Annotated in this window: 8 protein-coding genes; 3 read left to right on the top strand and 5 right to left on the bottom strand. The window is 70.3% G+C overall.

Translation table 11 applies throughout. The features are described 5' to 3' along the window. Positions 1-7 precede the first annotated feature (7 nt). The 3 genes from AB0I38_RS33715 to AB0I38_RS33705 are packed head-to-tail and all read right to left on the bottom strand — an operon-like array spanning position 8 to position 4,997. Positions 8-1,423, bottom strand: a complete 1,416-nt coding sequence (locus tag AB0I38_RS33715) for a hypothetical protein (protein WP_358489965.1) — start codon at positions 1,421-1,423, stop codon at positions 8-10. Continuing rightward, complete coding sequence (gene pelF, locus AB0I38_RS33710) at positions 1,420-2,847, bottom strand: GT4 family glycosyltransferase PelF (protein ID WP_358489963.1); 1,428 nt, start codon at positions 2,845-2,847, stop codon at positions 1,420-1,422. Before pelF ends, AB0I38_RS33715 begins: the two co-directional genes overlap by 4 nt. Next, a complete protein-coding gene (locus AB0I38_RS33705; RefSeq protein WP_358489960.1) occupies positions 2,844-4,997 on the bottom strand; it encodes a hypothetical protein in 2,154 nt (717 codons plus the stop codon). The genes pelF and AB0I38_RS33705 overlap by 4 nt, the downstream gene beginning before the upstream one ends. Positions 4,998-5,191: 194 nt before the next feature. Here AB0I38_RS33705 and AB0I38_RS33700 point away from each other — a divergent pair, with 194 nt between their 5' ends. Continuing rightward, positions 5,192-6,058: an AfsR/SARP family transcriptional regulator gene (locus AB0I38_RS33700; RefSeq protein ID WP_358489957.1), complete on the top strand. Its 867-nt coding sequence runs from the start codon at positions 5,192-5,194 to the stop codon at positions 6,056-6,058. Between the two features lie 123 nt (positions 6,059-6,181). Here AB0I38_RS33700 and AB0I38_RS33695 read toward each other — a convergent pair whose 3' ends face one another. Both AB0I38_RS33695 and AB0I38_RS33690 read right to left on the bottom strand, forming a co-directional pair. Beyond that, a complete protein-coding gene (locus tag AB0I38_RS33695; RefSeq protein ID WP_358489955.1) occupies positions 6,182-9,262 on the bottom strand; it encodes a PKD domain-containing protein in 3,081 nt (1,026 codons plus the stop codon). 99 nt (positions 9,263-9,361) lie between these two features. Then, positions 9,362-12,349: a PKD domain-containing protein gene (locus AB0I38_RS33690; RefSeq protein ID WP_358490050.1), complete on the bottom strand. Its 2,988-nt coding sequence runs from the start codon at positions 12,347-12,349 to the stop codon at positions 9,362-9,364. Between the two features lie 291 nt (positions 12,350-12,640). On the opposite strand from AB0I38_RS33690, the gene AB0I38_RS33685 reads away from it, so the two are divergent. Together AB0I38_RS33685 and AB0I38_RS33680 are read left to right on the top strand one after the other, a co-directional pair. Further along, on the top strand, positions 12,641-14,017 hold the full coding sequence (locus AB0I38_RS33685; RefSeq protein WP_358489951.1) for a hypothetical protein: 1,377 nt from the start codon (positions 12,641-12,643) through the stop codon (positions 14,015-14,017). Continuing rightward, on the top strand, positions 14,014-15,189 hold the full coding sequence (locus AB0I38_RS33680) for a hypothetical protein (RefSeq protein WP_358489949.1): 1,176 nt from the start codon (positions 14,014-14,016) through the stop codon (positions 15,187-15,189). Before AB0I38_RS33685 ends, AB0I38_RS33680 begins: the two co-directional genes overlap by 4 nt. Positions 15,190-15,198: the final 9 nt, after the last annotated feature.

The following is a 15,198-nucleotide window of genomic DNA, read 5'->3' as shown; positions in this document are numbered from 1 at the left end:
TGCGGGGTCAGCGATACCGCTGGACGTCCCTGAGACTCCGGACCATGAGGACGAGCAGCACCGTGAAGAAGACGAGCCCGGCCGTGAGGAAGAGCGCGACGTCGGCCAGGGCGGAGTGCGGGTCTGGCAGCAGCCACCGGCCACCCGGATGGACGGCGAGGGCCAGGCCCTGCGCCAGGCACAGGTGTGCCACCTTCCCCTGGTTGGCCAGCAGGAAGGCGACGAAGTAGGCGCCGCCGACGGTGACGTGGGCGGCGGCCATGACGACGGTCGCGTACGACAGGGCGTCGGTGGCGTACAGGAACGCGATCGGCATCATGGCGAGAGCGGACAGCACGGACAGGCAGATCAGCAGCCCTTTCGCGAGCAGTCCCCGGGTCAGCTCGGTGAACTCCGCCGGGTAGCAGACCTCCCGGATCAGAGTCCTGGCCTCGTCGTGGAAGCGGTGCGCCCGGTATTCGAGCACGCCCATGCCGAAGACCAGCCCGGCGCCGGCGATGGCGAGGTCGGCCCGGTCGAGGACGTAGCGGCCCTCGGCCTGGAGCAGGAAGAACGCGCTCAGCAGGCTGAAGACGAACGCGGGAAGCAGCCCGCCGATGTTCGCCCGGAGCAGCGTCCGCAGCCGGGGTTCGCTCGGGGGCGTGTCGGCGGTGACGCCCTCCCTCAGAGTCAGCAGGATGGCCGCCCCCACCAGGCCGGCGACGCAGACCACGCCCAGGCAGACCGCCACGAGACCGGCCGGGCCCTCTCCGACGGCGACGTAGCCGACCCCGGCCAGCACGGCGGGCAGCATCATGATGGCGAGCCACGCCTCGCGCCGGTAGAACAGCAGGATGCCGGAGGCGATCTGGAACGCCATCTGCGTCACGCAGAGGGCGACGAGCGACACCGGGCCGTTCCTGCCCACCGCGATCATCGTGGCCGTGAGCACCGCCGCGCTCACGCCCAGCACCAGCCCGGCGCGCAGCATCCGCCCGGCCGAGCGCGGGAAGCCGCGGCCGATCAGCGAGTAGGCGATCTGCGCGGCGGCGCTGCCGATCACCCAGCCGATCCCCGTGGTCAGGACCAGGCCGGGCATCAGCCACTGCGGGCCCACGAGACCCGAGGCGGCGGGCAGCAGGGCGGCCGGCATCGCGTACAGCAGCCCGTGCGCCATCTGCGCGGCGGGACGGGCCTCCCGGAGCACGGGCGCGGCGGGCGGCCGGGGCGGCTCCATGAGCGCGACGCGCCCATAGGCCGCCTCGGCCAGCGAGAACACGTCGGGGTGGCCGTACCTCTCGCGGGCGATCTTGTCGTTGAGACCTTCGGACTCCAGGATGGCGGCCATCTGCAGGGGTTCGACGGCCCTGAAGACGCGGGTGCCCAGGGGTTGGATCAGCTCGTCGAGACAGGCCGCGCCGTCACCGGGCGCGAGGGTCGTCATCCGCGAACCTCCGGGCCGGCGCCGGCCGGTATGAGCTCCTCGTAGACGCCGCGGTAGTCGTCCAGCGACTGCCGCAACGTGAAGCGGTCGAGGACCCGGCCCCGGGCGATCGCCCCCAGCCTGCGGCGCAGGGCGGCGTCCTTCAGCAGGCGGACCGCGGCGTCGGCGACGGCCACGTGGTCACGGGGCGGCACCACGAAACCGGCGTCGGCCACCGCCTCGGCGACCCCGCCGACGTTGGTGCACACCACCGGCCGGCCGCAGGCCATGGCCTCGACCACGGTGTAGGGGAAGCCCTCGGAGATGCTGGTGAGCATCACCACGTGGCCCGCGTGATAGGCGTCGACCGGGCTGGACACCCGGCCCTCGAAGATGGCGGAGTCCTCCAGCCCGAGTTCGGCGACGAGCGCGGCGCAGCTCTCCTTGTAGGACTCGTTGCCGAAGGGCACGCCGCCGAAGATGCTCAGCCGGGCGTCCGGAATCTTGTCCCGGACGATGGCGAACGCCCGGATCAGCGTGTGCAGGTCCTTCAGCGGGTCCACCCGGCCCATGAAGACCAGCGTCGGCGTCTCGGGCTCCGTCTCGGCCAGGGGGAAGTCGTAGGGGTCGACGCCGTTGTACATGATGCGGATCCGGTCGGGATCGGCGCCGTTGTGGACCTGCCAGCGTTTGTTGTACGAGGAGTGGGGCGCGATGCGGTCGGCCGCGACGTACGCGGCTCCCGCCAGCCTCCTGAAGAAGCTGAGCAGGAGCACCCGGACCGCGTGTGAGACCGGCTCGTTGACGTACTGCAGGTATCTCTCCCTCAGGTAGACGCCGTGCTCGGACAGCACGATGGGGGTGCCGTACTGCCACTTGGCGACCATCGCGACGAGCATGCTCAGGCCGTTCATCGCCACATGGGTCAGGTCGGTGCGCAGCGGCGGCTCGGCCAGCGGACGCAGCATGTGCCCCATGAGATGGCCGGCGGTGATCGCGTCGGCCAGGTTGATCCCGTCGGTCCTGTTCCAGTACCACGAGTCCATGAGCTGGGTCAGTGACTCGTTGGTGGTGAGCGCGCCGGCCAGGTCACCGCCCGCGTGGGCGTACCTGAAGAGCGCCTTCAGCACCTCCAGGAACTCCTCGCTGCCCGCGCCCTCGACGGCCGGCGTCAGGACCATCTGGAGGAACCGTTCGTACGCCTGCCCGAAGGCCGGGCCCGGCGCCCGCGGGGAGCGCCGGTAGTCGGATTTCCACAACGGCATGGAGATGACCTGGTCGAGATTGTCCGGCAGGTCCCAGACGGGCCGTTCGGCGCCGTCCACGGTCATCGTGACGACATCCCACCGGTAGGTGGGCATCCCCCGGATGAGCTGGTCCATCCAGACGCTCACCCCGCCCATCGCGAAAGGGTAGGTGCCCTCCGAGACGAACGTCACCTTCACGGGCGGACGCTCGCGGCGACGGTGACAGGGGTGCCGGCGGCGAGCGTGAGCTTGCCGACGGTGTCGGTGCCGTAGGCCGTCGCCCCGGCGACCGCGGCGTTGGTGGCGAAGACGGTGGTGGCGGCGGTGGAGGTGAAGGTGACCGTGTCGGCCACGCGGTCGTAGACGGCGTTTACGTTGCCGAGCCCGGCGAAGTGCTTGGTGCGGTTCTCGGTGTATTCGGCCAGGGTGCCCCAGTTGGGCGTGAGCAGCGGCACCTTGTAGTAGGAGTTGTACTTGGCCATCACGGCCTCCAGCCAGTCGAAGACGAGGCTCTTGCCCGAGCCGTAGTTACGCGCGTTGCCCTGGTGGAAGGTGTGCGTGTAGACCGAGCCCGACATGACGTGCTGCATCGCCACGTCGCTCTCGTGGCCGAGGATCTGGGCGTAGGTCTGGTTGACCGGCCAGTACGGGAACCTGCCCGACGGCCCGTAGTAGGAGTTGTAGAAGAGCGTCTCCTCGTCCGGCGCGGTCGTGTGGTAGGCGATGTTGGTCGGCCAGTCGGGCACCACCATGACCGCGGGCTCCAGCGGGTGGACGATGCCGCAGTTGAAGCACGACGGCTTGTGGCTGTTGAAGGACATGTTGCCGTGCAGGTACTTCACGCCGAGGTCCTTGGCCGCGCGCAGCAGCTCGGGGTTGGAGGCACCCAGCCCGTGGTCGGTGGGCGGGTCGATGTCGTTGTCAGGGTCGGGGTGGTAGACGCCGAGGCCGGAGTATTCGCCGGTCTTGAGGACCTTCGGATCCACGCTCAGGCCGAGGAGCCCGGCCCTGGTGATGTTGGCCTGGATCTCGGAGTAGTTGGTCCCGTAGTCCGTCGAGTTCATCTTCGGATGCGAGAACGTGTGGTTGATCCAGGTGAAGGACGAGGCGCGGCAGCGCGAGTAGGAGGTCAGCCCGTCGAGGACGGGCAGGTTCAGCAGGCACGTCGGCAGGGAGAGCAGCTCGGCGCCCTGGCCGTTGTAGGCGATGTTGAGCTTGAAGGCCGAGGCCAGCGGGTTGGCCGAGCGGAAGCTGTTCTGCCGGTTGTACGTGGCGACCGCGTCCGACCTGCTCAGCCGGAAGCCCGGGTCGGTGTCCAGGGTGCCGTCGGCCTTCAGGCGGTCGGTGTAGCTGAACCAGTCGTCCACGTCAGCGTTGAGGTAGTGGCGCTGCTCGCCCAGGAAGAGGCCCCGGGTGGCCCAGCGGAACAGGCCGTAGGTGAGCAGGTCGGCCTGCGGCAGGTACTGGTTGGAGGTGAAGGTGAGGGCCATCCGCTCGCGGCCGTCGGCCGAGGTGCTGCGCACGCCCAGCACGTCGCCGCCCGCGGTCATGACGGGATCGGCCGAGCAGCCCGCGGCGATGGTGCTGCGGTAGACGTAGGACAGCGAGATCGGCACGTTGACGCCCGACTTGAGGTAGTCGAAGACGCCCGCGCCCGCCGTGGTCAGCTGGGTGCTGATCGGGGTGTCGCCGATGCCGCCCTCGCTGCCGGCGCGCAGGCAGTAGTCCTCGGGGAAGGTCCCGTACGCGGTGTAGAGGGAGGCCTGGCGCACCCCGAAGTCACGCTCGTAGGCCCATAGAACGTTCCATTCGGTGGTGTCGAGCCCGCTGACGAAGCCGCCGTTGCCGTCGGAGTGCAGCAGCGAGTTGTTGGTCAGCAGGATCGCGTTGTAGCGGCCGGTGCCGTCGCCCTGGAGCAGGCTCTGCGCGGTGAGCGGCTGCGTGCGGGTGTGCAGCACGTCGTACGACGCGCCCACGCGGTCGAGCACGGACTTCCAGGTCGCGACGCCCCAGTCGTCCTCGTCGACGGCGACGACCAGCACGCGCAGCCCGACCCGGTCGTTGGCCGCGGCGGTGAGCGCGGCGCTGGTGCGGGCGACCGTCCTGGAACGCTCCACGGGCACGGTGCCCGTCATCGTGGGCAGCGGGCCGAGCTTGTCCACCTTCGGACGCGCCACCGGCGCCTGGATCGGGGCGGCGTGCGCCTTGCCGGGCTCGTCAGCGGCAGCGGCCGTGGTCACGGCCGCCTGGGAATTGGCCGTGAAAAGGCCGCACATCGCCAGTGCCGAGCCTGCCACGACCGCCCAGTTGCGGGGTCGCGCGAATCCGATTCGCTGAATGTTACTCATTTTCATCCCACCTGACTTCCCGGCCGCGAAAGCGGAATGCGGCCATCGGATATGCCACCGGCCAAGCCTCGATTCTGATTAGCGCGAGTTTCTCGGGGGTTTCATCGCGATTTCCCGGTCAACGTTTCACAGGACGATCGAACCCAATATCCTTCCTTGGGTCGTAATAAGCTGACACGCACGGGGGGAGACCCATGAAATTCGGCATTCTGGGTGCACTGGAAGTGCGGGATAGGGATCATCAATTACCCCTCCGATCGATCAAACAGCGCAGCCTGCTGGCCATGCTGCTCTGCCACCGGGGCACGGTGGCGGGCAGCGACGTCCTCGTCGACGCCCTCTGGGGGGCCGACGCGGGCGACGCGGGCGCCGGGCGCCTCCGGCTCCAGATCCACCGCCTCAGGCAGACCCTCGGAGCGGGAGTGCCGATCACGCACGAGTCGACCGGCTACCGCATGCGCCTCCCCGGCGACGCCGTGGACGCCTGGCGGTTCGAGGCGCTCGTCCGCCTGGGACGCCGGGCCCTGGGCTCCAAGGACGTCGCCAAGGGCAGCGACCTGCTGCGGGCCGGCCTCGACACCTGGCGCGGGCCGGCCCTGTCCGGCCTGCACGACATCCCGCTGCTGCGACTGCACGCCACCCGGCTGGAGGAGGAGCGCCTCGCCGCGCTGGCCGACCGCGTCGACGCCGACCTCCGGCTACGCCGGCACGCCGGTCTCATCGGGGAGCTGTCGGTCCTGGTCAGGGAGTATCCGCTCCGCGAGAGGTTCCGCGGCCAGCTCATGATCGCTCTGTACGTGACGGGCCGCCAGGCGGAGGCGTTGGAGGTGTACCAGGACGGCCGGCACATCCTCAACACCGAGTTGGGCCTGGAGCCCTCGCCGGAGCTGCGCCGGTTGCAGGCGGCGATCCTGAGCAGTGATCCCGCGCTCGTCACGGCGCTGCCCCCGGCCCACGTCCGCACCCGGCGCGGCCGCTGCCACCACCGGCACGATCGGCGGGCGAGCTGCCCGGTCTGCGCCAGGCGGTCCGGCACGGACGGCCGGCACCTCACCGGTTGACGCGATCCGTGGAAAAGCGGAACGGGCCGCCGGAAGAGGCGGCCCGTTCGCGTTCGATCAGCCGGTCGAGGCCGATCGGTTCACGGCCGATCGGTTCACGGTCGGCCGGTCAGGGTCGGCCGGTCAGGGAGTCGGCTCCAGGACCAGGCTCCACATCGTGGCGCGCAGGCTCGCGGAGTCGGCCGTGGCGGTGAGACCGGTGTGGGTGCCCGAGGCGGCCGGCGCGTTACCGTCGGTCACCAGGCTGGCCACTCGCCCCGATCCGGTGCCGACGAGGGTGGAGCGCACGGTCTCCCCCGATGGCGCCGTCCAGGCCGTGGTGGCCGAGGACTTCTCACCCCAGTAGGACACGACCCAGCTCGCCGAGCCGGTCACCCCGATGGAGGGTGTGGTGTGGGCGGCCTGGGTGGCCGTCTCGATGACCCCCGCGTGCCCCTGCAGCACGTTCGCCGACACGCCGCGATAGGCGACGAGGGTCAGATCCGCCTTGGACTGCGCCGACAGCGTGACCGACAGCGGATCGCCGCCGTCCTCGGGTGAGGCCACCTTCTTCCACACCTTGGTGACGACTCCCCCGTTGTCCTTGGTGTCGACGAGGATCCACCCGGTCACGCCGGTCGGATCGGGGATCGTCACGCTGGAGCTGTTGACGGTCATGAACAGCAGCATCCCGTCGCCGCCCGCGACGCCGGCCGGCACCGTGACGGTGTGCGTCACCTGGTTGCCGTTGACCGCCGCCTGTCCGACGTACTGGATGTTCGCCGAGGCCGGGGCCACCGAGAAGGTCTTCGTCACCGCGTGCGTGCCGCCCCTGTCGTCGGTCACGGTCAGCTTCACGTTGTACGAGCCGGCCGCGGCGTAGGTGTGCGAGGAGGACTGGCCCGTCCCCGTGGCGGAGTCGCCGTACTCCCAGGCGTAGGAGACGATGGAACCGTCCGGGTCGGAGGCGAGGCTCGCGTCGAAGTCGCAGGCCAGGGCGGTGCAGGTGGCCGCGAAGTCGGCCGTCGGAGGCTGGTTCGCCCCGAGGACGGTGACGTTCTGCGTGGCGGTGGCCGTGGCTCCCTGCTCGTCGGTCACGGTCACGGTGACCGTGTAGGTGCCGGGTGCGGCGTAGGTGTGCGGGGCGACCGCGCCGGTGCCGGTGCCGCCGTCACCGAAGTCCCATGCCGTGGCCACCAGGCTGCCGTCGGGGTCCAGCGATCCGGTGTTGCGGGCAGTGCAGGCGAGGTCGGTGCACGACACCTGGAGCGCCGCCGTGGGATTGGCGTTGGGCGGTGCCGCCCCCGCCGGCGAGTACAGGAACAGGCCGCGCTGACGCCATTCGCCGGAGCTGCTGAGCGTCACCGCGGTGCCCGCCACCGGCACGCCGCCCGTGAAGTCGATCCGGCGGAAGTTGTTGGACACGCGGTCGGTGAAGTACAGCTTGCCGCCCGACAGGAACATCCCGCCGACCCGGCTGAAGTCGATGCCGGAGACGTTCGCACCGGCGGTGAAGCGCTGGGCTCCGACGATCTCGCTCTCGGTGTTGAACCAGCGGTAGTAGAGGGAGGACTGGCCGCTGCGGGTGAAGTAGATCCGCCCGCCCGCGTAGAACATCGCGGTGGCGTTCTGCAGGTCCGACCCGAAATCGGTCAGTCCGTTGAGGTTGACCTCGGCCGCGGTGCCGAAGGTGGTCCCGTCGAACGTCCGCTTGTAGAGCTTGCCGTCGGACCAGCCGGTGTAGAGCTGCCCGCTGAGCATGAAGGCGCCGCGGGAGCTCGACCAGTCGAGGCCGCCGTTGGGGACGGACGTCACCGCGCCCAGCGTGGTGCCGTCATAGCTCCGCTGCTGGACGTTGTCGTTGACGATGATGGAGCCGAGGCCCGCCTGGTACAGGGTGGCGGGCAGTTCGCCCTGGAACGGCCGGGTCACGGTGGCCCCGCCGGTGTGCGGGAAGAGGGCCAGCCGGCCGTGATACTCCCAGTTGCCGATGCGGTCGGTGTCGCTGCCGACCCAGAGCCCCTGCGGGGTGGCGGTCAGGTCGAACACGCCGACTCCCAGGGTCCTGCCCGGGTTCCAGGTGAACGGCAGGCCGGTGCGCGGGTCGAGGGCGGCGATGCCCTCCCGGCTGACGGCCCCTTGGCCGGCGTTGTCAGCGGCGAAGGGGTTGTTCATCCAGCGGAAGTGGCCGCCGATGTAGACCGCCTTGGAGGTGACGCCGACCGCGTACGTGGTGTCGCCGCCGGTGTAGTTGGCCCAGGTCGGGTTCTGGCCGGTGCCCGTGGCGTACGTCTCCCATCGGGTCTGGGTGTCGCACAGCCTCGGCGGGCCGCCCGAGTACGCCCCCGTGGTGGTGACCACGAAGAAGCGACCGTCCGGCGAGTAGTCGACGTCGCGCATGTAGCTGTCGAAGGCGCTGGAGCAGGCGTCGGCGAAGCGGGTGGTCTGCCAGTTGGCCAGGGCGGCCGACGCGCCGGTGAGGTCGACCTGGACGATCTGGCGCCTCGCCTGACCGCCGACGGTGGTGAAGTTGCCGACGGCCACCAGCCGGGTCTCGTCGGGGGTGACGTCCATCTTCAGCACGGCGGTGGTGCCGCCCTCGTGAGTGCCGGAGACGGCGAGGCCGTAGTAGGTGTCACGGGCCCCGGTGGCCGGGTTGAGGGTGGCGAGCGCGGCCTGGGGCTGGCCGTCCACGGTGGTGAACGCGCCCGCGACGTAGAGTTTGCCGCCCGCCAGGCGCAGGTCGTTGACGCGGGCGTCGACCGACGGCGTGAAGCCCGGCAGCGCGGCGCCGTCGGTGGTGCTGAGCCGGGTGAGCCGGCGGTTGGTGACGCCGTTCACCTGCCCGAACGCGCCTCCCACGTAGACGGACGCGCCGTCCGGAGCGGGCAGGAGGGCTCTGACCTCGCCGTCCACGCTCGGCGTGAACGTGGTGTCGATCGCTCCGGTGACCGGGTCGAACGCGAAGAGGCTGTTGCGGGTCAGGACGGTGGGGCTGTCGTCCTCCTGGACCTGGGTGAACTCACCGCCGACATAGATCTTGTTCCCGATCTGGACGACGGCGTTGACGAACCCGTCGAGCACATGCGGGGTGTAGTTGACCGGGTTGTCGGACACGATCCTGTCGTGTGGTGCCTGCACCGCGTTGACTGGACCGCTCCACACCATGACGAGCGCGCACAAGAACGCGCCGCCCACGGCGAGGCCGCGTTTGCGTCCCCCCATCGGGACCCTCCTTGGAGCTGGATTGAACGGGATCCCCCGTGCTTGCGGCATCGGATGCCCCGTGACCCGGCGGTCAGGGGGCATCCGGTGCGATTCCGCCTATGGAGCGATGACGAGGCTCCACATGGTGGCTCTGAGGCTCGCGGAGTCGGCGGTGGCGGTCAGGCCCGATCTGGTGCCCGTCGCCACCTGTCCTCCGCTGTCGGTGAGCAGGCTGGTGATCCTGCCGTTTCCGGTGCCGCTCTGCGCGGACCTGACCGTCTCACCGGCGGGCGGGGCGAGCGTCGTGCTGGCCGACGACTTCTCGCCCCAGTAGGACACGACCCAGCTGCCGGGCGTCGTGACGGCGACGGCGGGGGTGGTGTGCTCCGCCCGCGTCACCGTCTCGTTGGCCGACTCGTGGGCGGCGACCACCTGGTTGCCGGTGCCCCGGTAGGCGACCAGGGCGAGATCGCCCTTCGCGAGCCCGGAGAGGGTGACGGAGAGCGGATCGCCGCCGTCCTCGGGGGCCGCCACCTTCTTCCACACCTTGGTGAGCACGCCGCCGTTGTCCTGGGTGTCCACGACCGTCCAGCCGGTCACGCCCGCCGGGTCCGGCATCGTGACGGTGGTGTTGACGGTGAGGAAGAGCAGCAGGCCGTCACCTCCGGCCACCGCGGCGGGGACGGTGAGGGAGTGCGTCTGCTGGTTGCCGCTCGTCCTCGCCAGGCCCACGAACTGGATCTCGCCGGTGTTCTGGACCACCGAGATGTTCTTGGTCACCGTGTGCGCGGCGCCGGAGTTGTCGGTCACGGTGAGCTTCACCGGGTAGGTGCCGGGCGCGCCGTAGGTGTGCGAGGCGGACTGGCCGGCGCCGCCCGACGCGTCGCCGAAGTCCCAGGCGTAGCCGGTGATGGAGCCGTCGGGATCCGACGACGGGCTGCCGTCGAAGGTGCAGGCCAGCTCGGTGCACATCACCGCGAAGTCGGCGGTGGGCGCCTGGTTGGCGCCCTGCACCGTGACGGTGGCCGTCGCCGTCGCGGTGCCCCCTCGGTCGTCCGTCACGGTCACGGAGATCGGGTACGTGCCGCTTCCCGGGAAGGTGTGGGCGGCCAGCGCTCCGGCGGCCGTCGTGCCGTCGCCGAAGTTCCAGGTCGTGGCGACGATCGTGCCGTCGGGGTCGGCGGAGCCGGTGTTGCGCACCGTGCACGACAGGTCGGCGCACGAGGTGGTGAGCGCGGCCACCGGTGGCCGGTTGGGCGCGGTGGTGCCCGCCGCGGCGTACAGGAACAGCCCTCTCTGCCGCCAGTCGACGCCGTCGATCGCGGGGCCGCTGACGGCCACCACCGTGCCCGCCACGGGCAGGCCGCCCGCGAAGTCGGCGCGCAGGAGCCGGCCGTCGACGCTGTCGCTGAGGTAGAGCTTGTCGCCGTTGACGAACATGCCGCCGACCCGCGAGAAGTTGAGCCCGGTGATGTTCCCGGTGGCGGTCGTGCGCTGGGCGCCGACGATGTCGCTCTCCGGGGAGAAGCCCCGGTAGTAGAGCGAACTCTGGCCGGTGCGGGTGAAGTAGAGGCGGCCCGCGTGGTAGAACATGCCGGTCATGTTCTGCATGTCGGTGGCGAAGTCGGTCAGCCCATAGAGGTTGACCTCGCTCGGCGCCCCGAACGCGGTGCCGTTGAAGGTTCGCTTGTAGAGCTTGCCGTCCGACCAGGCGGTGTAGAGCTGGCCGCTCAGCATGACCGTGCCCCTGGCGCCCGACCAGGCGACGCCGCCGTCGCCCACCGGCTGGACGGGGCCGGCCGTGGCGCCGTCGTAGGAACGCCGCTGCACGGCGTCGGTGCCGCCGGCTCCCGCCTGATAGACGTCGCCGGGCAGGGCGCCCGCCGAAGGTGGCCGCACGATCGTGCCTCCGGCCAGCGGGAACATCGCCAGCCGGGCGTGGAACTCACCGTTGACCCGGTCGGTGTCGCTGCCGAGCCACATGCCGGTCGGGGTGGCCGTGAGGTCGAACACGCCGACGCCGAGCGTGCGCCCCGGGTTCCAGGACAGCGGGATGCCGCTCACCGGGTCGAGCGCGGCGATGCCGGACCTCGGCACCGCGCCCTGCCCCGCCGCGTCGCCGCGGAAGGGGTTGTTGGCCCAGCGGAAGTGGCCGCCGACGTACACGGCCTGGGGCGTGACGGCCACCGCGTAGCTGGTGTCGCCGCCGGTGTAGTTGATCCACGTCGGGTTGAGGTTGGCGCCGGTCGCGTAGGTCTCCCAGCGGGCGTGGGTGTCGCAGAGCCTCGGCGGCCCACCGGAGTAGGCGCCCGTGGTGGTGACCACGAAGAAGCGTCCGTCCGGCGAGTAGTCGACGTCGCGCATGTAGGTGTTGAACGAGCTGGAACAGGTGGCCGTGTAGCGCGTGGTGTCCCAGTCGGCGAGCGTCGCGCTGGGGCCGGTCAGGTCGAACTGGACGAGCTGCCTGCGGTTCTGGCCGCCGACGGTCGCGAAGTTGCCCACCGCCACGAGCCGCGTCTCGTCCGGCGTGACGTCCATCTTCAGGATCTGCGTCGTGCCGCCGTTCTGGGTTCCGGCGAACTGGAGGCCGACGTACGGGTCGAAGGCGCCGGTGTCGGGGTCGATCGTGGCCAGGGCGGCCTGCTGCTGGCCGTTGACGGTGGCGAAGGCGCCGCCGACGTAGAGGCGGCCGCCGGCCAGGCGCAGGTCGAGCACCCGGGCGCTGAAGTTGGGCACGAAGCCCGGCAGCGCCTGCCCGGTCGTGGTGTTGAGCCTGGTCAGGATGCGGTTGGTGGCGCCGTTGACCGTGCTGAAGGAGCCGCCCGCGTAGATGGACTGCCCGCCGGGGGCCGGGAGCAGGGTCCTGACCTCGTTGTTCATGTTGGGCACGAAGGCGGTGTCCAGGCGGCCGGTCGTGGCGTTGAAGGCGAACAGGCGGTTGCGGGTCTGTACGGTGGCGCTGTCGAACTCGCGCACCTGGGTGAAGCTGCCCCCGACGAAGACCCGGTTGCCGATCTGCACCACGGCGTTGACCTGGCCGTCCAGGACATGCGGCGTCCAGTCGACCGGGTTGGCGGAGACCACCCTGTCCTGGGGGTACTGCACAGCCAACGCAGGACCCCCGCAAACGACAAGAATTCCGGCCAAAGCCACGGCACAAATCCGCGCTAAACGGCCATTTCCCCCCATCGGCCCTCCTCAGGCCTCGGAAAACGTCCCAACCCCCCGATTGCTGGCAAAGTATGACACGTTCCAAGCCCTGTGGCATGAGGCAATTTTTGCCACCTTTTCCCTACCAGAACGACGATCACTGCCCTCTTGCACCTGGGGACAGATGCCCTCACTATGGACGCGGCCCATCCCCAACAACTCGCGCTTTCGAAGGACATGTCACAAATGGCGGACATAGCGGTAGGTGGCCCCCTTCCGGCCTCCGGACCGCTCGCCCTCGCCTCCCGGCGTAGCTCTCCCCGGCTCCGTCCCGGATGGCCGCTGAGCGTGATCTTCCTCGGATTCCCTCTCTGGTGGGTCACCGGCCTCAGCACGTTCATCTTCCTGATCATGGCCGTGCCGATGGCCGTCGCGCTCCGGCGCCGTCCGATGGTGCGCGCGCCCCGCGGCTTCGCGTTGTGGCTGCTCTTCCTGGTCTGGATGCTGGTCGGCGCGGTGACGCTGTTCGCGGACGCGCCTTACGGCGTGCCCGGGGGCGAGCTGAGCAGGCTGCTCGTCTTCGGTTACCGCTGCGGTTGGTACCTCGCGATCACCGTCGTGCTGCTGTACGTGGGAAACCTCACGGAGGAGGAGCTCCCGAGGACCAAGGTGATCAGGCTCCTGGGCTTCATGTTCGTGGTGACGGTGGCGGGCGGGCTGCTCGGCGTTCTGGTGCCGCACCTGGAGTTTCCGTCGCTCCTGGAATTGGTGCTGCCCAGAAGCCTGACCCGGAACGACCTTATTTCCAGCCTTATTCACCCTAAAGCTGCTACTTTGTCCACATTCCTCGGGTACGAGGAGTCACGGCCCATCGCGCCTTTCGCCTACGCGAATTCGTGGGGCGCCAACCTGGCGCTCTACCTGCCGTTCTTCCTCCTGGCCAACACCGGCCGGAAGCCGCGCTGGCGGCGGGTGCTGCTGGTCACGGGCCTGCTGCTCTCCCTGTTCCCGGTGATCTACTCGCTCAACAGGGGGTTGTGGGCGGTGCTCGGGCTCGCCGCCGCGTACCTGACGCTCCGTTACGTCCACAAGGGCAACAAGTGGGCCCTCCGCTTCGCCGTGGGCGGGGCCGTCGCGCTGTTGCTGCTGGTCACCGGCTCGCCGCTCAAGGCGCTGTTCCAGCAGCGGCTCGACACCCCGCACAGCAACGACCGGCGCGGGCAGCTCTACGTGGTGACGACGGAGAGCGCCGCGATCGGCTCACCTGTCGTGGGTTTCGGCTCCACCCGTGACCTGCAGGGCAGCTTCGCGTCCGTGGGAGGCGGTGAGCGTCCCGGCTGCAAGGGCTGTGGCGTGCCACCTCTCGGCACGCAGGGCAGCCTGTGGTATCTGATCTTCGCGCACGGGTTCGTGGGGGCGGTGTTCTTCCTCGGCTTCCTCGTCAGGCGCTTCGCCACGCACTGGCGAGATCCCGACCGCGTCAGCATCGCGGGGTGCTGCGTGCTGCTGAGTTTCGCGGTGTTCCTGCTGATCTACGACCTGCTGGACGCCCCCCTCTACACCGTCATGATCGCCCTGGCCCTCATGTGGCGCCGGGAGCGATCCAGCATGGAGGTTCGATGACGGCCGGCGCCTGGACCGAGACCGTCTCCCGCCTGTGGCCGGGCAGCGACGTGAGCCACGTACACCGCCGTGGCGGGCAGCTGGTCTTCCTGCCCAGCGCGCGCGAGGCACGGATCCTGCTGCCGCTCGACGCTCCCCGGGCGGCGGGCACCGCGCTCCGGCGCTTCAGCCACGACCTCGGCCCCCGTGCGCGCCTGGGCCGGGGCCTGCTGTCGCTCGCGCTCCGCACCGGCCTTCCGCAGCGCCTCCTGCCCGACCGGGTCCGCGTCGGCTCCACCGGCGGGCCCTCCGGCGGGCCCTCAGTCCAGGACCGGCTGAGCGACCTGCTGGGGCAGCCCGTCGTGGTCAGCGTGACGATCGGGAACGAACGCGCCAACCGCAAACCGGTCCTGCAGGCGCTCACCCCGTCGGGCCGGTCGCTGGCGTTCGTCAAGATCGGTGACACCGACGTCGCCCGCGCGCTGATCGCCGCCGAGGCCGGAGCGCTCCGCACGCTGTCGGCCTGCTCCCTGCGCGGGATCAGGACGCCCGAGCTGATCGCGTACGAGTCGTGGGGCACCGTCGACGCCCTGGTGATGTCCGCGTTGTCGAGTGGCGTGCGCCGGTGGCGGCCCCGCGACGAGATGCCCGTCGGAGCGATGGCGGAGCTGGCCTCGATCACCGCCACCACCGCGGAGCTGGCCGGCAGCCCGTTCTGGAACGCTCTCATGTCGACCCCGGCCCTGCTGCCCGACGGCGAGGCCGCGTCCCGGCTGGCCACCGTGCTCGGCCGGCTCGGCGAACGGCACGGCGGCGTCCGGCTGTCCTACGGCGCCTGGCACGGCGACTGGACCCCGTGGAACATGGCCTGGCAGCGCGACGTGCTGCACCTGTGGGACTGGGAGCGGTTCGCCCAGGCCGTGCCCGTGGGATTCGACGCCCTGCACTACGCGCTCCAGCAGATCAGGCCCACCACCTCCTGGACCGCCCAGCGGGTGTGGTCCGGCGACACGCTCGCCGTGCTGGCGCCGTTCGGCCTGAAGGGCTCGGCGGGCTCGACCACGCTGACCCTCTACCTGGCCGAGCTGTGCTCGCGCTACCTCGTGGCCAGCAGGGGCAGCATCGGCGTTCCGCTGCGGGCGCAGGCCGACGCCCTCCTCGATCTGCTCGACCGTCACACGACCACCAGTTGAAAGGGGACC

The organism is Nonomuraea cavernae (assembly GCF_040655715.1).
Taxonomy (GTDB): Bacteria; Actinomycetota; Actinomycetes; order Streptosporangiales; family Streptosporangiaceae; genus Nonomuraea; species Nonomuraea cavernae_A.
The sequence above is the reverse complement of the archived record's forward strand: the minus strand, read 5'-3'. Positions and strand labels throughout refer to the sequence as shown.